The sequence below is a fragment of the Nocardia sp. NPDC051990 genome (assembly GCF_040680755.1).
In the GTDB taxonomy this organism is placed as follows: domain Bacteria; phylum Actinomycetota; class Actinomycetes; order Mycobacteriales; family Mycobacteriaceae; genus Nocardia.
Window position 1 is genome coordinate 215486 of record NZ_JBFAXH010000004.1, and the last position, 23496, is coordinate 238981.

General features: G+C 65.1%; 17 protein-coding genes. 15 read left to right on the forward strand and 2 right to left on the reverse strand.

Annotation, left to right across the window (positions count from 1 at the left end; translation table 11 throughout):
- Positions 1-8: 8 nt before the first annotated feature.
- On the reverse strand, positions 9-2240 hold the full coding sequence (locus AB0L63_RS10120) for an N-acetylmuramoyl-L-alanine amidase (protein WP_364497410.1): 2232 nt from the start codon (positions 2238-2240) through the stop codon (positions 9-11).
- A gap of 345 nt (positions 2241-2585) precedes the next feature.
- Here AB0L63_RS10120 and AB0L63_RS10125 point away from each other — a divergent pair, with 345 nt between their 5' ends.
- Positions 2586-4280: a SpoIID/LytB domain-containing protein gene (locus AB0L63_RS10125; RefSeq protein WP_364497412.1), complete on the forward strand. Its 1695-nt coding sequence runs from the start codon at positions 2586-2588 to the stop codon at positions 4278-4280.
- Between the two features lie 22 nt (positions 4281-4302).
- On the opposite strand, the gene AB0L63_RS10130 is transcribed toward AB0L63_RS10125, so the two are convergent.
- The gene (locus tag AB0L63_RS10130; protein ID WP_364497415.1) at positions 4303-4803 is read right to left on the reverse strand and encodes a MarR family transcriptional regulator; all 501 of its coding nucleotides are present in this window, start codon (positions 4801-4803) and stop codon (positions 4303-4305) included.
- A gap of 103 nt (positions 4804-4906) precedes the next feature.
- Between AB0L63_RS10130 and AB0L63_RS10135 the strand changes: the two genes are divergently transcribed.
- From AB0L63_RS10135 to AB0L63_RS10200, 14 genes are all read left to right on the forward strand, one after another.
- Positions 4907-5833: an EamA family transporter gene (locus tag AB0L63_RS10135; protein WP_364497418.1), complete on the forward strand. Its 927-nt coding sequence runs from the start codon at positions 4907-4909 to the stop codon at positions 5831-5833.
- A gap of 75 nt (positions 5834-5908) precedes the next feature.
- Positions 5909-6670, forward strand: coding sequence for a MerR family transcriptional regulator (locus tag AB0L63_RS10140; protein WP_364497421.1), 762 nt, complete (start codon positions 5909-5911; stop codon positions 6668-6670).
- A 131-nt stretch (positions 6671-6801) separates the two neighbouring features.
- A complete protein-coding gene (locus AB0L63_RS10145) occupies positions 6802-7434 on the forward strand; it encodes a hypothetical protein (protein WP_364497424.1) in 633 nt (210 codons plus the stop codon).
- 197 nt (positions 7435-7631) lie between these two features.
- A complete protein-coding gene (gene glf, locus AB0L63_RS10150) occupies positions 7632-8855 on the forward strand; it encodes a UDP-galactopyranose mutase (protein ID WP_364497427.1) in 1224 nt (407 codons plus the stop codon).
- Positions 8852-10939 carry a glycosyltransferase gene (locus AB0L63_RS10155; RefSeq protein WP_364497430.1) on the forward strand — a complete coding sequence of 696 codons (2088 nt, stop codon included), beginning with the start codon at positions 8852-8854 and terminating at the stop codon, positions 10937-10939. Before glf ends, AB0L63_RS10155 begins: the two co-directional genes overlap by 4 nt.
- A gap of 80 nt (positions 10940-11019) precedes the next feature.
- Entirely contained in the window at positions 11020-11565 is a 546-nt protein-coding gene (locus AB0L63_RS10160; protein ID WP_040685888.1) for a phosphatase PAP2 family protein, read from the forward strand.
- Between the two features lies 1 nt (position 11566).
- Complete coding sequence (locus tag AB0L63_RS10165) at positions 11567-12499, forward strand: decaprenyl-phosphate phosphoribosyltransferase (RefSeq protein WP_364498170.1); 933 nt, start codon at positions 11567-11569, stop codon at positions 12497-12499.
- Positions 12500-12518: 19 nt separating this feature from the next.
- A complete protein-coding gene (gene zomB, locus AB0L63_RS10170) occupies positions 12519-14471 on the forward strand; it encodes a flagellar motor control protein ZomB (protein ID WP_364498173.1) in 1953 nt (650 codons plus the stop codon).
- Positions 14472-14932: 461 nt separating this feature from the next.
- Complete coding sequence (locus tag AB0L63_RS10175) at positions 14933-15940, forward strand: alpha/beta hydrolase family protein (protein WP_364497433.1); 1008 nt, start codon at positions 14933-14935, stop codon at positions 15938-15940.
- Positions 15941-16405: 465 nt separating this feature from the next.
- On the forward strand, positions 16406-17401 hold the full coding sequence (locus AB0L63_RS10180) for an alpha/beta hydrolase family protein (protein ID WP_364498176.1): 996 nt from the start codon (positions 16406-16408) through the stop codon (positions 17399-17401).
- Between the two features lie 1178 nt (positions 17402-18579).
- Entirely contained in the window at positions 18580-19617 is a 1038-nt protein-coding gene (locus AB0L63_RS10185; RefSeq protein WP_364497436.1) for an alpha/beta hydrolase family protein, read from the forward strand.
- A gap of 394 nt (positions 19618-20011) precedes the next feature.
- A complete protein-coding gene (locus tag AB0L63_RS10190) occupies positions 20012-21769 on the forward strand; it encodes an alpha/beta hydrolase-fold protein (RefSeq protein ID WP_364498179.1) in 1758 nt (585 codons plus the stop codon).
- 102 nt (positions 21770-21871) lie between these two features.
- Positions 21872-22402 (forward strand): DUF732 domain-containing protein, encoded by a 531-nt coding sequence (locus AB0L63_RS10195; RefSeq protein WP_364497438.1) that lies wholly within the window; start codon positions 21872-21874, stop codon positions 22400-22402.
- The gene (locus tag AB0L63_RS10200) at positions 22399-23391 is read left to right on the forward strand and encodes a cutinase family protein (RefSeq protein WP_364497441.1); all 993 of its coding nucleotides are present in this window, start codon (positions 22399-22401) and stop codon (positions 23389-23391) included. The genes AB0L63_RS10195 and AB0L63_RS10200 overlap by 4 nt, the downstream gene beginning before the upstream one ends.
- Positions 23392-23496: the final 105 nt, after the last annotated feature.

The window sequence follows — 23496 nt, forward strand, 5'->3', positions numbered from 1 at the left end:
CGGTTCGGTCAGCCGGCCGGTGCGGGCGCGGGCTCTGGTGCGCTCACCTGGCCGACCGGGTTGCGGTTGACCTGCTGTTGGTAGGTGTCGTTGTAGGTCTTCCAGACCGTGCTGACGATGCCGGTCAGCTGGTTGAGAACCAATGAGCCGTACTGGAAGTCGGCGCGCAGCCCGTTCGGCACCGCGTAGCTATTGCTCATCGGCAGCCCGAGGACACCGGCATCGGCGCCGAGGGCGAGGAAGCGATCCAGGATCGCGCCGAGCACCTCGAACACCTGACCATTCGGGCCGGTGTAGACGTACCCGTTGACGAACTTCGCGTACTGCTGCCCCTGCGCGGCGGGCAGCGGCTCCGAGACGGCCGCGCCGAGCGGACCATCCGGACCGCCCTTATCGGCCCAGTGTTTGGCGATCGCATTCTGCCTCACCATGCCGAGCAGCTTGGCCGTGAGTGCGGCCAGCGTGGCGATATCGTCCTGGGTCTCTGGAGCAGAATACGGTTGCTGGGTTGCTGGCGCCTGTGCCTGCTGTTGCGGTTTGGGGGAGGTGCCGGACGGCACCGATATGCCCGCCGCGATATTCCGAATGCGGTCCATATAGGCGTAGGCGGAGTCACCGGGGCAGCTGGTATTGCCGACGTCGCGGTGTGCGAATACCACCGGCAGCCGAACCGCTTCACCCTGCGCATAGGAGGTGAATTCGGTGCCCTCGGAGTACATCGTGGTGTAGCCCTTGGGATCCAGACCCGCGATCTTGGACCGCCACCCGATGAACCGGCCGATCGCATTGATCGCCTCGTCCGAAGGTTCCTCGGACTCGTAGTTGCCCATCAGTGCGATGCCCGCGGTGTTCTCGTTGAACCCACCCGCGTGCGCGCCCTGCACCGGACGATCCAGTCCGCCGAAGCGGCCCTCGAAGATCTGGCCGTACTTGTCGACCAGGGCGTTGTAGCCGATATCGCACCAGCCCAAGGTCTTCGCGTGATACATGTAGATCGCGCGGACGATGCCCGCCGATTCCGCCGGGGTGTAGTCGTTGCGCCCGGCGGTGTGATGCACGGTGAGGCCGCCGAGCTGGTCGTCGTAGGTGGGGTCCTCGCAGCGGATGGATTCGTCCGCGCCCCACTGGGATCGGGTGATGACATTGGGTCCGCCGCCGGGCAGCCCCGCGGCGACATCATTGAGTGCGCCATCGATCGCGCCGCGGCCCGGATCGATGAGCACGGCCGTCAGCGCGGCGGCGGTCTGCGCCGGATCATCGGAACGTCCGGCGACGGGAGTGGGCAGCATCGGCACCGCGCCCTCCGCGTCACCCGCGACCGGGGTACGCGGCGCGGCCGTCACGGCCGGCTTGCGGGTCACCAGGATCTGCACGGACTTGGTATTGCCGACGTAGATCGGTTCGGTACCGGTGGTGCCGCCCGTCGCTCGATCGTTGCGCCGGGTGTCGACGGCGTCGGCGTCGTACCAGGTACCCCAGGTGCCGTCGGGCTGGCGGGCCCGGACCAACGCCTTGGTATCGATCAGATCGTGCGCCGTCAGTGCCACGACGCTGAACGGGGTATCGCGGCTGACTTCCTTGACCTGCGCGCCGACCTGGCTGAGGAGTTCCGGCGGGACGGCGCCGGGTGACAGTGCCGGTGTGTCGGGGGTGATGTCGGGTTCGAGCTGGGTGGGATCGGCGATGAAAGCGGCGGCCGGAGAACGGCCTTGGGTTGGGGTTGTGTCCTGCGTTGCGGAGGGGGTCTGACCTGGGACGGTTTGGCCCGGAGTGGTGTGGCCTTGAGTGGTTTGACCAGGAAGCGATTGGCCGGGGGTGCTCTGGCTTGGAACGGATTGTCCGGGAACCGATTGGCCCGGCAGCGATTGGCTCGGTGTGCTCTGTCCGGAATCGAGCTTGGGCAGTGGAATTTCCTTCGGTAGCTCGACACCGGGCGGCAGCGGCAAACCCTGCGGTACCGGAATGGATTCCGGAATCGGCAACATGCGTAGATCCGAAAGATGCAGATCAGGCAGGTTGAGACCGGTGAGTTCGCGCAGCGGGAGGGTGATGTCGGGCACCGTCGTCAGGACCACCTCGGCCAACTGCGCGGGGACTGCGGCGAGTTCGCTACCGCCGGTGGTCGAGCGGTAATCGGTCGAGTCGCTCAGCGTGAAAGTCGCGAGCGGAGCCGCTACCGCAAGAGTGGTGACAACCGGGAGCACATAGGACCGTTTCGGTTTGCGGTACGGCACAAGCATCTCCAATCAGGTCGAACCGAGCGATCATCTGCCTGAATGTCAGGGTTGCTTCCTGATGCATCAACAACCACACTAGTTGACAACTATCACAAATCTAAACCTCTGGTTGAGAATTACGTAGTGATTGCTCGAATGTAGCTCTCGAGTTGCGACCGGATGAAACGACATGCCGACAGGTATCGAACCGATCAGGTCCTGGAAAACCGTGGGAGTGAACGGATGCGAAGCAAACGGCACCGGAATGACACGACACGGGGGGAGCGAAAATTGCGGGTGAAACCGCGGGCGCTACGCGGACGAATTGGCAGGCGGCGGATATCGGGAACTTCGATATCCACGCTTCCGGTGCTGGTCACCGGTGCTGCGGCTGTGCTGGCCGGTACCGTTCTCGCGTGCTGGGTCCGGCCGACCGAAACCCTGGTCCGGCCGCTGGCCGGACCAGGCCACGGGCGCGGAATGAGTCAGATCGGCGCGTTCGGCAGTGCCCTGGACGGCTGGGTCGCTGAGCGGATCCTCGACCACTACTACCCGGGCGCGACGCTCAGCAAAATCTCAGCGACCACCGTCGGGGTGCGGCTGCTCGCCCAGGACGACTCGACGCTGGACGCCTATGCCGACGCCGGATTGCGAGTCGCGGGCACAATGCTCCCGCCCGGCCAGGTCGCGCATCTCACCGCACTGCCCAACGGTGGCGCGCATGTGGTTGTCACGGTTGGCTGTGACGGTGCGCTGCTGTGGCAGACCACGACCGCCGACCCGTGGATCTATCCGCTCAACCCGCGCCAAAACCGCCCCGCCGCCGAACATCTGACGTTGTGCGGCGGTTCCGCATATCGCGGCTCACTTGGTGTTGCTATGGAGCACGGCGAGGCGCGCACGGTGAATCGCGTGGATGTCGAGGACTATCTGCTCGGCGTCGTGCCCGCCGAAATACAGGCCAACTGGGTTGACAAGGGTGCGACGGAAGCCATTCGCGCACAAGCGATCGCGGCGCGTTCGTACGCGTTGGCCGAGCACCGCTACCCGTACGCGCAGACCTGCGATACCACCGACTGCCAAGCGTATCCCGGTACCGCCAAGGAGGATTCGCGCGTGGCCGATGCCATCGCCTCGACCGCGGGGACTGTGCTTTTGCGGGACGGTCGGATTCTGCGTTCGGAGTACTCCTCCGCACCGGACGGTGGGCAACCGGCCGATATCTACGCCTTCGATGTCGGACCGACGCCCGCTGAACTCGGCACCCCCGTGGTCGGTGCGGGTACACCGGTGGATCCGCGCAAGCAGACCCTCGTCGTCGACTCCCCGATCGATGCCGAATACCGCCGGATCGGCGGCGCGAGCAGCGCCCTCGGCCAGCCGCTCGGGCCGGAGCTGGCGCTATCCGAAAACGCCGGTACCTACCGGCTTTTCACCAATGGCGTCATTGTGGCGACGCCGACGCTCGGCGCCCGAGTCGTCGATTTCACGACACTGATGCAGCTGGTGCCGGATTCGCACCAGGGTAAAGCGGACGCCACCGCGCCGCCGGGAAGTCATGAGCATGCCGTACCGCGCGGCACAAGCGGCAACTCGGAAAGCGCAGTGCCCCGTGGTGCGCCCGAAGGCGTGCTGCCTGGCGGCAATAGATTGCCCGAGGTGCCGGGTGGTGCACATGGCTCGCCCGAAGCCGTGCTGCCGAATGGCGCGAGTGCAGGCGTGCTGCCTGGCGGCGGCATAGTGCCCGAGAGCGCGTTGTCGGGCGGCGCGAGTGGCGCGCCCGAAAACGCAGTGCCGGGCGGCAACGCCCGGTCCGGGAGCGCCGTCCCCGGCGGCAGTGTCCCGCCCGAGAGCGCGGTGCTCGGAGGTGCGCCCGTGCCTGGAAATGCTGTGTCGCCGGGACGTTCCGCCGTGCCAGGTGGTGTCGCCGCGCCGGAGGATTCGGTGCCGCCCGGGAGCGCAGTGCCTGGAGGCGCGCTCGCGTCCGGAAATGCTGTGTCGTCGGCCGCTGGGCGCGACTTCTGCACGATTGACGCTATTGGCGAATTCGCCTGCGCGACATAGGGGTCATCGGGCAGGTGTCGGATCAGGACGACGCGGTATCGCCCAGTGATTCGGTCAGGGTGCGCAGCAGATCTGCCAGGTGATCGCGGTCCTGTTTATCCAGCGGGGCGAGCAGCCGCTGCTCATTCGCCATGTGCAGGGGTAGTAGCTCGTCGATCAGCGTGCGGCCCGCTGCGGTTAGTTGGACGCGGATCGCTCTGCGGTCCCCCGGGCATGGGGCACGCTCGACCAGCCCCTTGGCGGTGAGGCGGTCGATGCGGTTGGTGATGGCGCCTGAGGTGAGCATGGCGACCTGATTCAGTGTGCCTGCGGAGAGTCCGTCCGCGCCGCCGGAGCGTCGCAGTGTCGCGAGCATGTCGACCTCCCAGAGCTCGAGTCCGTGCCCGGCGAAGAACTTCTTCAGGTCCTGTTCCAGCAGGCGCGACAATCGCTGGATACGTCCGATTACCGCCATCGGTGACACGTCGAGGTCCGGCCGTTCCCGGTTCCAGTGCTCGGTGAACAGATCGATCGCGTCGGCCACGGCGTCCTCCCGAAAGGAATTATCTCAACGTTAATCTACTTGATGGTGAGGCATGTCAACGTAGATATTTCAACGTTGAGATTATCAATGAGGAGCGACCAACATGACAACGACGACCGCCGAGCGTAACTCGTACGCCGGCACCCTGGCGCTCGCGGCACTCGCCCCGCTCGCATGGGGCTCCACCTATGCCGTGACCACCGAATTCCTGCCGCCGGACCGCCCGCTCTTCACCGCGCTGCTGCGCGCACTGCCCGCCGGACTCGTGCTGCTCGCCATCACCCGCGTACTGCCGCGCGGGATCTGGGTCGGGCGCGCCGCCGCACTCGGTGTTCTGAACATCGGCGCGTTCTTCCCGCTGTTGTTCCTGGCCGCCTACCGGCTGCCCGGCGGAGTCGCCGGTGTCCTCGGCGCGGTGGCGCCGATGTTCGCACTGGCCTTCGCGACCGTCGTCCTCGCCGAAAAACCGAACGGGCGCAAGGTGATCGCAGGCCTGATCGGCGTATTCGGGGTCGCACTCGTGGTGCTGCGCGCCAATGCGCAACTCGATACAGTCGGTGTCATCGCCGGACTCGCCGGCGCGGCGTCCATGGCGATGGGCACCGTGCTCACCCAGCGCTGGGGTCGCCCCGAGGGTGTCGGACCGCTCGCGATCACCGGCTGGCAGCTCACCGTGGGCGGGCTGTTCATCGCACCGCTCGCCTTCCTGATCGAGGGCGCGCCGCCCGCGCTCGACGGCCGGGCCGTCGGTGGCTACCTGTATCTCGGTGTCATCGGCACCGCATTGGCGTATTTCCTCTGGTTCCGCGGCATCGCCAGGGTGCCCGCGACCTCGGTCGCCTTCCTCGGACTGCTCGGCCCGGTATCGGCGGCTGTGATCGGGTGGATCGCACTCGGTCAGGCGCTTAGCCCGGTGCAGGTGCTCGGCCTCGGTATCGCGCTCGGCAGCACGCTGCTCGGCCAGATGGTCGCCAAGCCGCGGATCGCACCTGCCGTGGTGGTGCCGCGGGTGCCGGTCGAGGCAGGCTAGCCGAAAAGGGTTGACCTTGACGTAGCGTCAACTTGCAAGCTGGTGGTACCGACGAGAAAGAAGGGAGAACAGGTCATGGGAACGGGCACCGAATGGTCCATCCAGGATCTGGCCAAGGCGGCCGGTACCACCAGCCGAACGCTGCGCCACTACGGGCAGCTCGGGCTGCTGCCGCCGAGCCGGATCGGCGCCAACGGCTACCGCTACTACGACCAGGACTCCCTGGTTCGGCTGCAACGCATCCTGCTGCTGCGCGAACTCGGTCTCGGCCTTCCGGTCATCGCCGAAGTTCTCGCGGGCGAACAGGACACCGCCGCCGCGCTGCGCGCGCACCTGGAATTGCTTCGGCAGGAACAGGATCGGATCCGGCGCCAGATCGAGTCGGTGACCACCACGCTGCACAAGACAGAACGAGGTGAACAACTCATGGCAGCAGAGGTTTTCGACGGTTTCGACCACGCTCGGTACAAGGATGAGGTGATCGAACGCTGGGGCAAGGACGCCTACGAGAGCAGTGACCGCTGGTGGCGCTCGTTCAGTGAGGCGGATAAGCAGGCGTACTTCCAGACCCACCTGGATATCGCCGCCGACTACGGCCGGGCGCATGCGGCCGGACTCGCCCCCGACAGCTCCGAGGTCCAGGCCATCGTCGCGCGGCACCACCACTGGGTCGGGATCGGCTCCCAGCGCCGCCCGTCGTACGAGTACTTCATCGGACTCGGCGAAATGTACGTCGCCGACCCGCGTTTCGCGGCCAACTACGACGTACACGGTGACGGCACAACCGAATTCGTGCGTGACGCGATGCGGGCGTACGCCGAGGCCAACCTCCGGTAGTTCGAAGGGTTTCCCAAGTCGGAGTGTTCGTATCAGATAGCGGAGTGCCCGCACAGACCCACTGACCGCACACGTCGATCGAAACGGCTGGGCGCGATACAGTTTCGCGATCGCAGTGGACGGAGATCTCGATGGGTTATCCATACGGTCAGCCCGGACAGCCGGGTTACGGTCAGCAACCGTCGTTCGGCTATCCACCGCAGCAGCCCGCAAGGGGTGGCACCGGGATCACCGCGGGTGCGCTCGCATTGGTTGCCGGGGGCCTCAATGGCGTGGGGGCTGCGATGGTCGCGGCGGTCGATTCCAAGATCCACGGTTCGGGCAAGGTGCCATTCGCCGCGGTCGAGGCCGGACTCATCGCGTTCGTCCTGATCGTCGGCGGCATCCTGCTGCTCTGCCGGTTGACCATCGGACGAGTGACGGTACTCCTGGGTTGCGCGCTGGCCCTGGTGGACATGATTATCGGCGTGGCCATGTCCGCCATGCTCGGTGTGTTCAGTCCGACATCGGTGCTGGGCTTTGCCCTCATACTCCCGACAATGGTACTGGCCGCAGTCGGTTCGACCGGCCGCTGGATCGCGGAGCGTCACCGTCCGCGGGTGCCGCCGTCGTACGGTCAACCGGTTGAGCCGCATGCGCAACCTGCGCCCGATGGTCAACCCGTCCAGCCGTCGGCTACGCCGTATGCGCAGCCTGCGCCGTTCGGTCAGCCTGCGCCGCATGGTCAGCCGGATCCCGATCAGCAGCTCGGGCAGTATCAGTAGCCTCAGCCGCGGCCACCGGATCGCCCTGCGGCTGGACATGCGATCAGTTCGGGTTCGCATGCAATAGCCGCTTTGTTGCCACGGCGCTATTCGTTTCGGCGAACTCCAGGAGAAATTCCGATGGCATCCGTTGGTGAGTGCGCGCAGGCCGCGACTCCACCCGGCCCGCGTGCGGACTTCCGATACGCTGGGCACCCGTGACCGTCGCATCGTCCCCGGGTAATTCCGCAAACTCCTTCGATCTGATCGTCGTCGGCTCCGGCTTCTTCGGGCTGACCATCGCCGAACGCGCCGCCAATCTGCTCGGTAAACGGGTGCTGGTGATCGATCGGCGCTACCACCTCGGCGGCAACGCCTATTCGGAGCCGGAGCCGCAGACCGGGATCGAGGTGCACAAGTACGGGGCGCACCTATTCCACACCTCGAACAAGCGCGTGTGGGACTACGTGACCCAGTTCACCGAGTTCACCGGCTACCAGCACCGGGTCTTCGCGATGCACAAGGGGCAGGCCTACCAGTTCCCCATGGGCCTCGGTCTGATCTCCCAGTTCTTCGGCCGCTACTTCACGCCCGAGGAGGCGCGCAAGCTGATCGCTGAACAGGCCTCGGAGGTTGCGACCAAGGACGCGCAGAACTTCGAGGAGAAGGCGATCTCGCTGATCGGCCGTCCGCTCTACGAGGCGTTCATGCGCGATTACACCGCCAAGCAGTGGCAGACCGATCCGCGGGAATTGCCTGCGGGCAATATCACCCGCCTGCCGGTGCGCTACACCTTCGACAACCGCTACTTCAACGACACCTACGAGGGTCTGCCCAAAGAGGGGTATACGAAGTGGCTGGAGAATATGGCCGCCTCCGAGCTCATCGAGGTCCGGCTGAACACCGACTGGTTCGACGTGCGCGAGCAGATCCGCGCCGAGAATCCGGACGTCCCGGTCGTCTACACCGGACCGGTGGACCGCTACTTCGACTACAGCGAGGGCGAACTCGGCTGGCGCACCATCGATTTCGAGACCGAAGTGCTCGAAACCGGTGATTTCCAGGGCACCTCGGTGATGAACTACAACGATGCGGATGTGCCATACACCCGCATTATCGAACCGCGGCACTTCCACCCGGAGCGCGACAGCTACCCGACCGACAAGACCGTGATCATGCGCGAATTCTCGCGTTTCGCGCAGACCGGCGACGAGCCGTACTACCCGATCAACACGCCGGAGGATCGCGCCAAGCTCACCGCGTACCGGGCGCTGGCGAAGAAGGAAACCGCAACGGCGAAGGTGCTTTTCGGTGGTCGCCTCGGTACCTACCAGTACCTGGATATGCATATGGCGATCGGCAGCGCGCTCAGCATGTTCGACAATGTCCTACGGCCGCACCTGGAGTCGGGCGAAGCTCTTTCGGATGAAAGCGACGAATGACCTCCCAATCGATCCTGGAAGATATGACCACCGAAACCCGCGCGAAGTCGCTGCTGCAGCGCATCATCCTGCCCCGGCCTGGTGAACCGCTGGACGTGCGCACCCTCTACCTGGAGGAGTCGCCGACCAATGTCCGGCGCGCGCACGCCACCACCCGCACCTCGCTGTCGGTGGGCGCGGAGTCGGAGGTGTCGTTCTGCACCTACTTCAACGCGTTGCCCGCGAGCTACTGGCGTCGCTGGAGCATCCTGAAGTCGGTGGTGCTGCGGCTCGAACTCGCCGGGCACGGTCGAGTCGACGTCTACCGTTCGAAGGCAGACGGTTCGCGAATCCACGTGCAGGGCAAGGAGTTCGCGGTCGCGATGGCGGCGCGAGCGACGGGCCCGGAGGCGGTAGCGGAGCGTGACCACGGAGGGACCCGGGAGCGTCGCGAATTAGACACCGCGGCGCGAGCGACGGGCCCGGAGGCGGTAGCGGAGCGTGACCACGGAGGGACCCGGGAGCGTCGCGAATTCAACGCTGCTACCGAATCGGTGCACGTGGAATTCGAAATCGACCTCGGCCCGTTCGAGGACGGCGGCTGGATCTGGTTCGACATCACCACCGATACCGCCGTCACACTGCTCGCCGGCGGATGGTACGCACCGGTCGAGGCACCCGGCGAGGGCACCATCGCGGTCGGCATGCCGACCTTCAATCGGCCAACCGATCTGGTGAAAACCCTTGGCGCGCTCGGCTCGGACCCGCTGGTGCTTGCGCAGATCGCCGCGGTCATCGTCGCCGATCAGGGCAACCACAAGGTGGTCGACGAGCCCGGCTTCGCCGAGGCCGCCGCGGTGCTCGGCGATCGGCTCGCTATTCGCAATCAGCCCAACCTCGGCGGTTCGGGTGGCTACAGCCGGGTCATGTACGAGGCGCTGAAGACCACCGATGCCCAGTACATCGTCTACATGGACGACGATATCGAGATCGAACCCGATTCGATCCTGCGCGCGCTGGCCTTCGCCCGGTTCGCCAAGTCGCCGATGCTGGTCGGCGGGCAGATGCTCAATCTGCAGGAGCGCTCACACCTGCACAGCATGGGTGAGGCCGTGGACCGCGGCATCTTCATGTGGACCTCCGCGCCGAATGTCGAATACGACCACGATTTCTCGAAGTACCCGCTCAAGGACCGCGACAACTCCAAGCTGCTGCACCGGCGCATCGACGTCGACTTCAACGGCTGGTGGACCTGCGTGATCCCACGCCAGGTCGCCGAGGAGATCGGTCAGCCGCTGCCGCTGTTCCTGAAGTGGGACGATGTCGAATACGGGCTGCGCGCCCGCGATCACGGTTATCCCACCGTCACCCTGCCCGGTGCCGCCGTCTGGCATATGGCCTGGAGCGATAAGGACGACGCGATCGACTGGCAGGCGTACTTCCACCTGCGCAACCGTCTCGTGGTCGCCTCGCTGCAGCTGCCGGGCAACGGTCGCGGCATGGTCGTCAATACCGTCAAGGCGACCCTGAAACACCTGCTCTGCCTGGAGTATTCGACGGTCGCCATCCAGAACCTGGCGATCAAGGACTTCCTCGCCGGCCCGGAACGACTGTTCCAACTGCTGCCGAGCGCCCTCGGCGTGGTGCACGAAATGCGCAAGCAGTATCCGGACGCGGTCATCCTGCCGTCCTCCACCGAGCTGCCGCTGGCCAGCCACATCGGGGTCGGCGCGGTCGGCGAACCGGCGAATCCGATTGCCAAGGTGATGCGCCTGGCCAAGGGCGTCGTGCACAACTTCCGCCCGGCCCAGCCCGAGCACCATGACCGTCCGCAGCTGAATGTGCCGACGCTGGATGCCCGTTGGTTCCTGCTCTCGCAGGTCGATGGCGTCACCGTTACCACCGCGGACGGGCGCGGCGTGGTCTACCGCAAGCGTGATCCGCGCCAGGCCCTCGGCCTGTTCAAGGAGGCCATGCGGCTGCGCAAGGAATTGGCCGCTCGCTTCCCGGAGATGCAGCAGCGCTACCGCGCCGCCCACCCGATGTTGACCAGCACGGCGGCCTGGGAGAACGTCTTCGGTATCGATACGAAGGGTGAACAGTAGTGAGTCTGGAAGCCACGGCCGCGGACGACAACACCGCGGTGCACCCGAGTGCGAACGGCCACGGCGGCCCAGTATCCGCGATGCCGTCGGCGCCACAGCCGCCCGAGGTCAAGATCATCAACGCGGTCCAGGCGACCATCGGCACCAAGCCTGAGGTGATCAAGGCCGCGCGCGGCATGTCGCATTTCGGTGAGCACGCGCTCGGCTGGATCGGCATCGCGGCGGCGGGCTGGCTCGTCGACAAGCCGCGGCGTCGGCAGTGGGCCGGGGTCGCGGTTGGCGCTGTCGGTGCGCACGCGGCATCGATCGTCATCAAGCGGATCGTCCGGCGCCCGCGCCCGAATGATCCATCGGTGCAGGTCAACGTCTCGACGCCGAGCAAGCTGAGCTTTCCGTCCTCGCACGCGACCTCGACCACGGCAGCGGCGGTATTGCTCGGCAGACTGACCGGGCTACCCTTGCCTGCGGTGCTCGTGCCACCGATGTTGCTCTCCCGGGTTGTGCTCGGGGTGCACTATCCCTCCGACGTGCTCGCCGGTTCCGCGCTCGGCGCCGCGTCCGCCGCTGTTGTGCTTGCCGCCGAAAAGAGACTCGATAGTGACCGCACAAGAAAAGACCTTGGTTGAGATGAGCGAAGAGCCGACCAGCACGGACCTGGCCGAAGCGGTAGTCAAGGGCCCGCCCAAGACACTGGCCGGCGGGCTGTTCAAGGCGATCCGCCCACGTCAGTGGGTCAAGAACGTGTTGGTGCTCGCCGCGCCGCTGGCAGCTGGTCCGGATACCGCGAGCGAACTGAGCGTGCTCGGCCATGTCGGCATCGCCTTCGTGGTCTTCTGCATGGCGGCCTCGGGCATCTACCTGGTCAACGACGCACTCGACGTGGAGGCCGACCGGGCGCACCCGACCAAGCAGTTCCGCCCGATCGCCGCGGGCGTCGTCCCGGTGAATCTGGCCTACGCGCTCTCGGTGGTGCTGCTGCTCGGCTCGATCGCCGGATCGTTCCTGGCCTCCTGGCATCTGGCGGTGGTGATGACCATCTACATCGGCATCCAGCTGGCCTACTGCTTCGGTCTCAAGCACCAGGCGGTACTGGACATCTGCATCGTGTCCTCGGGCTTCCTGCTGCGCGCTGTCGCCGGTGGCGCGGCCGCGAATATCGAGCTGTCGCAGTGGTTCCTGCTGATCATGGCGTTCGGCTCGCTGTTCATGGCCGCGGGTAAGCGCTACGCGGAACTACAGATCGCGCTGAGCACCGGCGCCAAGATCCGCAAGTCGCTGGAGTACTACACACCGACGTATCTGCGCTTCATCTGGACTCTGGCCGCGACCGCAGTGGTGGTGTTCTACGGCCTGTGGGCGTTCCAACAGGACAGCCTGAAGCACACGAATTGGTTCGCACTCTCGATGGTTCCGTTTACCATCGCAATCCTGCGTTACGCGGTCGACGTCGATGGCGGCGAGGCCGGTGAACCCGAAGAGATCGCGCTGGGGGATCGCATCCTCCAGTTCCTCGCAATCGCCTGGATCGGAGCGGTAGGTGTCGCTGTCTATCTCACCTGACGAATTGTTGGTAGAGGAAGTGGAGCGAACAGCGCAAGTAACGGAGGAGCCGGCCGAAGGGTCGGCTCGTTCGGCCTTGCGGTTCGCCTGGCTATCCCGAGCCACCTTCGTCGGTGGGATCGCGCTCACCGTCGTACTCTTCTCGGTCGGCGCCTGGCAGCGCCGCTGGATCGCCGACGACGGCCTCATCGTGCTGCGCACTGTGCGGAATCTATTGGCGGGCAACGGGCCGGTCTTCAACGAGGGCGAGCGCGTCGAGACCAATACCAGCACCGCGTGGACCTATCTGGTGTGGTTCTTCAGCTGGCTCACCAGGGCCAGGCTGGAGTACGTCGTACTCGGTGTCGCGCTGACGGTGTCGATGTTGGCGATCGTCTTCGCCATGCTGGGCGCCGCGCGGCTGTGGGGCGGCGCTGCATGGTCCCGCTCCGGGCCCGTCGCTCGCGCCTCCGGATCGGCGCTGCTGCTGCCCGCGGGCGTATTCGTTTACATCGCCTTGCCGCCCGCCCGTGACTACGCCACCTCCGGTCTGGAGAGCGGTCTGGTCATCTGCTGGCTGGGCCTGCTGTGGTGGCAGCTCATGCGCTGGAGTCAGGCCGAGCGGGTGCAGCTGCCCGCACTGTTCGGGCTGGTATTCCTTGCCGGACTCGCACCGCTGATCCGTCCGGAGATGACGCTGGTCGGCGCGCTGTCGCTGCTGATGATCTTCCTGGCGCCGATGCCGTCGTCCCGGCTGCGCCCGATCGTCTTGCGCGCCTTGATCGTTGCCGCCGCCGGACTGGTGCCGATGTGCTACCAGGTCTGGCGGATGGGCTACTACGGCCTGCCCTATCCGAATACCGCGGTCGCCAAGGACGCCGGCGGCGCCAAGTGGGGGCAGGGCTTCAAATACCTCTGGGATCTGGTCGGCCCGTACTACCTGTGGGTGCCGCTGCTGGTGCTGCTGGTCCTCGGTATCGTCGCGAGCCGTTCGACGCGTACTGCACCGGAAAGCAAGGACGAGCGCCGCTGGACCGTGCGTCGGGTACGCGAGTGGCTGCGCTCGCCGAGCGCGGTGGTAGCGCTCATGCTCGGCAGCGGATTCGTCCTTACGATCTACGCCCTGCGCGTCGGCGGTGACTTCATGCACGGCCGGATGCTGCTGCCGCAGCTGTTCTGCCTGTTGCTGCCGGTCGCCGTGGTGCCGATCCGGCTGCCCGAGGGCGGTCTGCGTGCGGCCACCACGAAGGATTGGTCCTTCGCGGTGATCGCGCTCGCGCTGCTCGGAACCGCGGGCTGGGCGCTGTTCGCGGCCAACACCACCGCCATCAAGACCGGCACCAAGATCAGTGCCTCCGGCATTGTCGACGAGCGTGTCTACTACGTCCTCAATACCGGTCACGACCATCCGATCCTGGCCGAGGACTACCTGGACTACCCGCGCGTGCGGGCCATGGTGAACAACATCGCCGAAACCCCCAACGGCGGCCTGCTGCTGAACTCGCCATCGTTCATGTTCTGGTATATCGCGCCGCCGCCGCAGCCGATTCCCGAGGGGGGCGCCGGGCATACCGTCTACTTCCTGAACCTCGGCATGACCAGCATGAACGTTCCGCTGGACGTACGCGTCATCGACCAGATGGGCCTGGCCTATCCGCTTGCCGCGCACAGCGACCGGCTCACCGACGGCCGGATCGGCCATGACAAGAGTCTGTATCCGGACTGGGTCGTGGTGGATATCGGCATGGTCGATCGGCACCCGTGGATGCCCTGGTACATGGACGAGAAGTGGGTTACCCAGGCTCGCACCGCCATGAGCTGCCCGGACACCGTTGCGCTGAATATCTCCTACCGGGACCCGCTCACCTGGGGTCGCTTCAAGCACAACCTGCTGCACGCACTGCACTTCGCGAAATACCGGATCGATCGCGTGCCGAAGTACGAGATCGAGCGGTGCGGGCTCGTGGATCCGTACCCGCAACCGCAACGCTAGCGATTGCTTGCAGATCGCTCGAAAGGGTCGGCTAGCGATTGCTGGCAGGTCGCTCGAAAGGGTCGGCTAGCGATTGCTGGCAGGTCGCTCGAAAGGGCCAGCTCAGACGCACCTCCAGTCACACTGGGCCCATGGACCTCCATGGGCCCAGTTCTTTCACCGACCGCTGTCGTCGACGATTGCTTGTGGGTCGCTCAACAGGATCGGCTGAACGTGGCGCAGATCGCTTTATCTCTTTTTGATAACGCCACCGCATCGATGAAGCGATATGGTGCGTGGGTACGCCCGTTGGGGCGTTCCGATTCGATATGGGCCCATCCAGTGGTCAACGTAGAGACGCGGTCTAAGTACGACCGAATAACGAAAGGCCTGAAAAGATGCGAGGCGTGATCGGGCGAAGGACGCAGAGTGGACGTCTGATAACCCGGAGAGCTGGTTCGTGGCTCAAGCGGTCGGTGCTGATGTCGCTGGCTATCTTGCTGCCGCTCGGGATGTCGGTAGCAGGTCCGGCGGGCTCCGCTTCGGCGGCGTTCAACCCGGACGGCTTCGATTTCTGGGTGGATTCCAGCATGGGGCCCATCAAGTCGCGGATCTTCCGCGCCGCGGACGGCAATACCGGGCGCGTGGTGTACGCGCTGGACGGCATGCGGGCCCGTAGCGACCTCAGCGGCTGGGAGATCGAAACCGAGGTCGCCCGTGAGCTGACCAAGTGGAATATCAATGTCGTCATGCCGGTCGGCGGTCCGTCCAGCTTCTACGCGGACTGGAACGCGCCGGGGAACTTCCTGGGCATGAGCACCGGTTCGTCGGGTTCGGCCAACGGTTCGTCCTCCGGGTCGGCGATGACCGGTTCCTCGGGGTGGAACGAGACCCTCGGCAAGTCGAACACTTACAAGTGGGAGACCTTCCTCACCAGCGAGCTGCGCAACGCGCTGCGGGACCGTCTCGGCTTCAGCCCGACCCGCAACGGTGTCTTCGGCCTGTCCATGGGCGGCAGCGCCGCGCTGACGCTCGCGGCCTATCATCCGGACCAGTTCGTCTATGCCGGTTCGTACTCCGGCTACCTGAACATCTCCGCGCCGGGTATGCGCGAGGCGCTGCGTCTCGCGATGATCAGCGCGGGCGGCTACAACATCGACGCGATGGCACCGCCGTGGGGCGCCCAGTGGCTGCGCATGGATCCGTTCGTCTTCGCGCCGCGACTGATCCAGAACAACACCCGGCTCTGGGTGGCCGCCGGTAGCGCACTGCCCGGTCCGTCCGATGTGAGCTCGCCGATGGATATCGTCCAGGGTGTGCCGCTGGAGGCGCTCGCACTGGTGAACACCCGGGCCTTCCAGGTCCGGATGGCGACGCTGGGTGCGCAGAATGTCACCTACGACTTCCCGTCGGTTGGCATTCACAACTGGCACAACTGGGAGGCCGAGGTCTACCGGATGATCCCGGATCTCTCAGCGCACATCGGCTGATAGCTGTGTTTGATTTGCCGCGCATGCGGCGCTCGTAGGACTCGCTTCGAGCGGGGTAGGTAATACCGTGAGGTGACCGCCTGGTGTGTTCGCACACCAGGCGGTTTTTTGTTTGCTGGTTTCGTCCGAAACCCCGGTTGACAACGAATCGGCTGCTGGATGTCTTCGGTAGTTGTGGGTTGGATCACTTTCCAGCAACATAGAAGCATTCGCTTGTGATTGATGTGTGAACAGCATGCCTGCAGATGGAATGTCCGTTTTGAGCAGAGTGAACAGTATTTATGCCCCATGAGGGGGCGGTCAGTCGAAGTTGCTCGAAATTTGCCGACTGGCCGTCTGGACGAAAGGTCGAGTCGAATGCGAAGTGTGCGCTGGCAACGTAGGCCCGGAAGCTCGGCCAGTTCCTCGGCTGGGGCAGCCAGTGGTTCCTGGGTGAAGAAATGGGTGCTCGGTCTAGCGACGGCAATGCTGTTACCGCTCGGGATCTGCATCGCGGGCAGTGGCGCCATTGCGGCGGCGGGCTTCAACCCCGCGGCCTTCGACTTCTGGGTCGATTCCCCGGTGATGGGTCCGATCAAGAGCCGAGTGTTGCGCGCGGCGGACGGCAATACCAATCGCGTTGTCTACGTGCTCGACGGCCAGCGCGCACCGGAAACTCTCAATGGCTGGGAGATCGAGACCAACGTCCCCGAGATCCTCGCGAGGTCGAATATCAACGTGGTTATGCCGGTCGGCGGCATGTCGAGCTTTTACGCCGACTGGAACGCGCCGAGTAACTTCTTCGGCGTCACACCGGGTTCGTCGGGTTCGGCCACCGGATCCGGTGCGACGCAAGCCTTTATGGCAGGGCCCGGGAAGAGCTATCGCTACGACTGGGAAACGTTCCTCACCCAGCACCTGCGATCAGCTCTGCGGGATCGCTTGGGCTTCAACCCGAATCGCAATGGTGTGTTCGGGTTGTCGATGGGTGGCAGTGCCGCGCTGGAACTGGCGGCCTATCATCCGGATCAGTTCAGCTTTGCCGGCTCGTTCTCGGGCTACCTCAATATTTCGGCGCCGGGCATGCGGGAGGCGATTCGTACGGCGATGATCGACGCGGGCGGCTATAACGTGGACTCGATGGCGCCGCCGTGGGGCCCGCAGTGGCTGCGGATGGATCCGTTCGTCTTCGCGCCGCGCTTGATCGAGAACGGCACCCGGGTGTGGGTCGCCGCCGGTAGTGCGCTGCCGATGCCCGAGGATCTGAATATCCCATTCCCGGTTGCCGCGGATCGTCTCTTCAGAGGTTCGCCGCTCGAGGCACTCGCCTTGGCGAATACCAGGGCATTTCAGGTCCGCATGATGTCGTTGGGGGCGCAGAACGTGGTGTATTCGTTCCCGCCTGCCGGTCTGCATGCGTGGACCAACTGGCAGGATGAGGCCAATCGGATGATTCCGGACTTGTCCGCCAATATCGGCTGAGTATGGACCGCCGCGAACGGTCGCGCGCGCCGCGCGGACGGGTGTTGCGGTGAACAGGCCGCCCGGTGCACGCATCGGGCGGCTTTGTTCGTTTGGTTCGTATCGATACATTTGCCCGTCAGTTAGCTGAATGATCGCTGACTTAAGAGTTTCGGTCTGTCTGTCCGCCGAGGGTTCGTGGTGTGAGTTCGCGTTGATAATTCTCGGGACTTCATCACGATCCGGCATCGCGACGGCTTTCCCCTTGGGTGCTGTTCGAAATTGCCTATAGAAGAGCGATAACGCCGCATCTTCTGCGCGCGCGAAGCATTGGTGTCGAGTATCGATCCTCATGCGCGACAGCGGTGAGCAGCGGTGCTCGCATCAGCGAAACGTCGTATCGATGTGGCCTAGCGGAGTAAGCGGAATAGTTGCCGCTGGCTGGCTGTGGCGTTCGGGGTGGCGCTTGCGTTGGCATGCGATTCGGAAAATGCCACCGACGGATTGGCCGTGACCAGAATCTGCGCTGGCCCCGCGCGACCGTCTCGGCTTCAATCCGTACGGCGATGGTGCGTTCGGGCTGCCCACGGGTGGCACCGTGGCGCTGACGCTCGCAGCCTGTCGGGCGGACCAATTCCGTTATGCCGGATCGTATTCGGGCTGTCCGAATATCTCCGCGCCCGGTATGCGCTGCGGCTGGCGCTGGAGACGATCGTGCCGGCCAATGCGCGTGCCTTCCGGTTCCGGCTGGATTCGCTCGGCCCGACGAACGTGATCTTCGACTACCCGCCCGGCGGTGCGTCCGCCTAGCGCTACTGGGCCGACCAAGTGCTCGCGATCCTGCCGGGTCTGAGAGTGAACCTCGAGTGCGGATTCGGACTCCCTAGTGACCCCTAATCTTTGTTCGAAATTCCCGTTCCGACACGACATCTCCGGACAAACGCGCTAAAGTCACCGCACGATCACAGCTTGTGAACGGGCGGAATTCGGCCACTCGAATACCCCGGTCTTGCTAAGGCTTCGCATGTCGAATAACCTCCAGCGAGCGCAAGTGTGACCAGATCGTTGTAGCGCCGTCTCTTGTGCCGGAATAGCGGGTACCGGTTGTCATGTGACGCGCGTCTCGTTGGCAACACGGGTGTTGCCGGGTCCGCATGGGCTACGGGCGACACCACAACAGCAGAAAGAGAGCAGGATTCATGCGTTTCGGCAGGGCGGCCGCGCCGAAGAGAACCAAATCGGGACGGCGAGGCACGCCTCGTCGTTGGCGGAATCGAATTCTGGCTGTCGGTGCCGCGGCGTTGGCGCTACCGATCGCCGCAGGCGTGACGGGCCCGACCGTTGCCTTGGCCGCGCCGGTGCACGGCCCCGCGCTGCGGGCGCCGGCGGGTGGCTTCGAGGATCTGATGGTCCCGTCGCAGATGGGTCCGATCAAGGTTCAGGTGCAGTGGGCGGCGCGTGGCGGTAACGCGGCGCTGTACCTGCTCGACGGTCTGCGCGCGCGTGACGACCGCAATGCCTGGTCGTTCGAGACCAATGCGCTCGATCAGTTCCGCAACGACAACATCTCGCTGGTCATGCCGGTCGGCGGTCAGTCGAGCTTCTACGCTGACTGGTACGTGCCGAGCAATACCAACGGCCAGAAGACCACCTACAAGTGGGAGACCTTCCTTACCAAGGAGCTCCCCGCCTTCCTCGAGGGCTACGGTGTGTCGCGCACCAACAACGCCGTCGTCGGTCTCTCGATGGGTGGTTCGGCTGCGCTGGCGCTGGCCGCCTACCACCGCGAGCAGTTCAAGTACGCCGCGTCCTACTCGGGCTACCTGAACCTCTCCGCGCCGGGTATGCGTGAGGCGGTCCGCATCGCGATGCTGGACGCGGGTCGCTTCAACGTCGACGCTATGGCCGCGCCGTGGAGCTCGGCGTGGCTGCGGATGGACCCGACCGTTTTCGCGCCACAGCTGCGGGGTCTGCCGATGCGGATCTCGGCGGCCAGCGGTCTGCCGGGTCAGTTCGACAACCCGAACTCCGCCGTCGGTTACTTCAACACCGCCAACGGCATGGCGCTGGAGGCGCTCTCGCTGGTGAACACCCGCGCGTTCCAGGCTCGCCTGAACTCGCTCGGTATTCCGGCCCAGTACGACTTCCCTGCCGCGGGAACCCACTCGTGGAAGTACTGGGAGGCTGAGCTGTGGCAGTCCCGTAACGGCATCCTCGACGCCACCGGCGGTTGGTGAGCTAACGGTCTGAACATCGAACGGCGCCGTCTGCTTCTGGTCCAGAAGCAGACGGCGCCGTTCGTATCTGGCCAGGTCAAACCAGGAGCGTGTCACGGTGACAACTGATTTCGTGAGTACATAGGTGACTCACCGGAAAGACGCACATGCCACCCGATGCAGGACCTGAGCGTCATCCTGATGGCACTTATCTGTTTGGCCGGAATTCGCGGACAGGCGGATGAGCCAGCGTGTCCTACCCGGAAACGTGCGGTGGCGGGGGTAGGAAACACTTGTGGCAGCACTCGGATTCGGCAGACGGGGGCGGCGCGGTCAACGTGACGGACGTGTGACCCGCGGACGGGTCGCGCTGCTCGTCACCGCCATCGCGATCCCACTCGCCTCAGCTTCTTCCCTGACCACCGCACCCGCGAATGCCCAGCCCGCTGCTGCACCGGCTGTCGCTGCGGCGGTGCAGCGAGTGGTGTGGCTCACCGATCGGCGGGTCGCGCTGTGGATCAATTCACCGTCGATGGCCACGCCCATCCAGGTGCAGTTGCTGCTGGCCCGGGATTGGAATACGCACCCGGACGCCAGGTTCCCGGCCCTGTTCATGCTCGACGGTCTGCGCGCGACCGATGCGGAGAGCGGCTGGACCCACGACGCCGGTGCGGTGGATTTCTTCGCCGATAAGAACGTCACGGTGGTGCTGCCGGTCGGCGGTCAGTCCAGCTTCTACTCCGACTGGCTGCAGCCGGACAACGGTCACAACTACAAGTGGGAAACCTTCCTGACCAAGGAACTTCCGCCGCTGCTCGAGAGTCAGTGGCGGACCACGGATGTGCGTGGCATGGAAGGTATTTCGATGGGCGGTACGGCCGCGATGTTCCTGGCCGCACGCAATCCGAACTTCACGAAATACGCCGCGTCGTATTCCGGTGTGCTGACCACGACCACCCTCGGCATGCCGCAGGCGATCCAGTTCGCCATGCGCGATGCGGGCGGATTCGATTCCGCGGCCATGTGGGGTCCGCCGGGCAGTCCGGAATGGGACACCCACGACCCATACGCATTGGCGGACAAGCTCAAGGGCGTCAGCCTGTATATCTCCAGCGGTAACGGTTCGATCGGACCGTTCGACCAGGCCAGCGGTATTCCGGGAGTCAGCACCAATTACGCGGGCATGGGGTTGGAGATCCTCTCCCGGCTGACCTCACAGAACTTCGTGACCAAACTCGGCAAGCTATCCATCCCCGCCCAGGTGAATTACCGTCCCTCCGGCACACATTCGTGGCCGTACTGGGATTTCGAAATGCGCCAGTCCTGGCCCCAGGCCGCCGCCGCGCTCGGGGTCGATCCGAACAAAACGGCCTGCCAGCCCGGGGGCGCGATCGCCGCGCTGGCGAATGGCAACAGTTGGCTCGGCGACTGCCTCACCGGTGAATACCAGGTGGCGAGCGGCGTCGCGCAGGACTTCAAAGGCGGCCGGGTCTTCTATACGCAGGCCGACGGCGCGCACCCGGTCGGGGGCATGATCGGCGGCGGCTACCAGGCTGCGCTCGGCCCGAACGGTCCGCTCGGCCTACCCACCGGCGACGAACGCGGGCTGCCGGACGGCCGCGGACGCATGCAGGCCTTCCAGAACGGCCTGCTCTACTGGACCCCGCGGACCGGCGCCCAAGTGGTACGCGGCGCGATTCTCGACGAATGGGGCAGGCAGGGCTTCGAGCGCGGCCCCGCCGGATACCCCATCGGACCGGAGACCAAGGCTCCCACGAAGGACGGTGTAATCCAGTCCTTTGAAAACGGCCCGTTTTACTACACGGCTAAGACCGGGGCGCATCCTGTGCAGGGGATGATCTTGGGCAAGTACGCCGAATTGGGTTATGAGAACAGCCAACTCGGTTTCCCCATAGCCGACGAGGCTCCGCTCAAGGATTTAGGCCGCTACAGCAAGTTCGAGGGCGGAAATATCTATTGGAGCCCGCTGTCGGGTGCGTGGCCGGTGCGTTCGGGGCCGATCATGGATATGTGGTCGGTTCTCGGCTACGAGAACGGCAGGCTCGGGTATCCGACCAGTGATGAGTTCGCCGTTCCCGGCGGCACCCAGCAGAATTTTCAGACCGGGTTTATAACCGTGCGCGATGGTAAACCCGAGGTTCACGGGATTTAATTCCAACCGGTCTGTTTGCTTGCCTGCTGCGCCTATGGTTGGCTTTCCTCTAGCCTGGGTGGCGACCCGACCCCTTAGCGAACAGATCGAGGACACGAATTCATGCATCGGACCCGCGGAAAGGTTATCGGCGTAGTCGTGGGGATCGCGGCTACCGGCTTGCTCGCCGCCTGTGGCAATAACGATTCAACGGCGTCGAGCACGCCGACGCTGTCCCACACCACCACCACGGCGGCGGCGGCGCCGACCTCCGCCTCGACCAGCGCCGCCGAGACCGGTCAGCCGTCGCAGCAGGCCCCCGAGACGCCCGCCGATACGGCAACGCCGGAGCGTCCGCAGCCGCTACCGACCAATGCCATCACGCCCGAAGACACCTCGAAGCTCACCGATAAGGACAAGAAGTTCCTCGACGCGCTCAAGGCCGCGGGCGTAACTCCGTCCACCTCGGATATCGCGCTGAGCATCGGCACCTATGTCTGCCAGGGGGTCGCGGCGAATGCCTCCGATCAGGATCTGATGACCTTCGTCAGCGCGATGGCCGGATCGGATCCGTCCTTCGATCCGGCGAAGATGCCGGTGGAGAAGGCCGGAAAGATCTACATCGATACGGCTAAGGCGACGTACTGCCAGTGAGTGCGCGTCGCGGTTCGACGTCCCGTCGGCCCGGAAAACCGGCGGGATGTCTGCTCTTCATCGGACTGGTAGTGCTCGTCGTCATCATCGCGCTGCTGCTGTGGTTCGTACTCGCAGGTCCGCTGCGCAAGCCGAAGCCTGGCCCGAAGCCGCCGCCGGCGCCGCCGACCTCGCAGCCGGCCTGGTGTCCCGATGTGCAGATGATTTCAATACCCGGTACCTGGGAATCGAATAGCAACGACGATCCGCACAATCCGACGGCCAACCCGATCTCGCTGATGCTCAATGTCTCCGGGCCGGTATCGCAGCAGTTCCCGGCGGGACGGCTGGATGTCTACACCGTTCCGTATGTCGCGCAGTTCTCCAATCCGATCGCGATTCCGCCGGACGGCCAGCAGTCCTACAACAACAGCCGCTCCGAGGGTTGGCAGCGCGCGCTCGACGCGATGGCGAACCGGTACCGCGACTGTCCGCTGACCACCTATGTGCTCGCCGGGTTCTCCCAGGGCGCGGTGATCGCGGGCGATATCGCCAACCAGATCGGCGCGGGCAAGGGGCCGGTACCCGCGGACAAGGTGCTCGGCGTCATGCTGATCGCCGACGGCCGCCGCACCGGTGACAATGGACCGGGTCAGGCCATCCAGATCGGCGCCGCGCCGGTGGGAGTCGGCGCCGAGGTCGCGCTCGACGGATTGCAGGTGCCCGGGATCACGATGACCGGTGCCAGGTCGGGTGGGTTCGGCGCGCTCGCCGATCGCACCTACACCATCTGCGCGCCGGGTGATCTGATCTGCGATTCGCCCCGAGACGCGTTGAGTCCCCTGAACATCATGGGCAGCGTGCTGACCCTGGTCCGCGCGGTGGGCAACCCGGTGCACAGCCTCTACAACGGTTACGCGGTGGATGGCGACGGCACGACCGCGACCCAGTGGACGGTGAACTGGGCCAACGGGTTGATCGAGGGAGCGCCACATCCGGCGCATGCTTGACCGCCCATTCGTGACCGATCACCGGAAACCCGCCTGATCGCGGTGCTAGTCACGCAAGCCTGGGCGACCACACACCACAACGCTGTAAAGTGCGCCTGATGATCG

What these genes read in the sequence shown, in the direction of transcription:
- AB0L63_RS10120 (WP_364497410.1), bottom strand. Translation starts at nt 2,240, where the DNA reads ATGCTTGTGCCGTACCGCAAACCGAAACGGTCCTATGTGCTCCCGGTT.
- AB0L63_RS10135 (WP_364497418.1), top strand. Translation starts at nt 4,907, where the DNA reads ATGACAACGACGACCGCCGAGCGTAACTCGTACGCCGGCACCCTGGCG.
- AB0L63_RS10140 (WP_364497421.1), top strand. Translation starts at nt 5,909, where the DNA reads ATGGGAACGGGCACCGAATGGTCCATCCAGGATCTGGCCAAGGCGGCC.
- AB0L63_RS10145 (WP_364497424.1), top strand. Translation starts at nt 6,802, where the DNA reads ATGGGTTATCCATACGGTCAGCCCGGACAGCCGGGTTACGGTCAGCAA.
- AB0L63_RS10155 (WP_364497430.1), top strand. Translation starts at nt 8,852, where the DNA reads ATGACCTCCCAATCGATCCTGGAAGATATGACCACCGAAACCCGCGCG.
- AB0L63_RS10160 (WP_040685888.1), top strand. Translation starts at nt 11,020, where the DNA reads ATGCCGTCGGCGCCACAGCCGCCCGAGGTCAAGATCATCAACGCGGTC.
- AB0L63_RS10165 (WP_364498170.1), top strand. Translation starts at nt 11,567, where the DNA reads ATGAGCGAAGAGCCGACCAGCACGGACCTGGCCGAAGCGGTAGTCAAG.
- AB0L63_RS10175 (WP_364497433.1), top strand. Translation starts at nt 14,933, where the DNA reads ATGTCGCTGGCTATCTTGCTGCCGCTCGGGATGTCGGTAGCAGGTCCG.
- AB0L63_RS10180 (WP_364498176.1), top strand. Translation starts at nt 16,406, where the DNA reads ATGCTGTTACCGCTCGGGATCTGCATCGCGGGCAGTGGCGCCATTGCG.
- AB0L63_RS10185 (WP_364497436.1), top strand. Translation starts at nt 18,580, where the DNA reads ATGCGTTTCGGCAGGGCGGCCGCGCCGAAGAGAACCAAATCGGGACGG.
- AB0L63_RS10195 (WP_364497438.1), top strand. Translation starts at nt 21,872, where the DNA reads ATGCATCGGACCCGCGGAAAGGTTATCGGCGTAGTCGTGGGGATCGCG.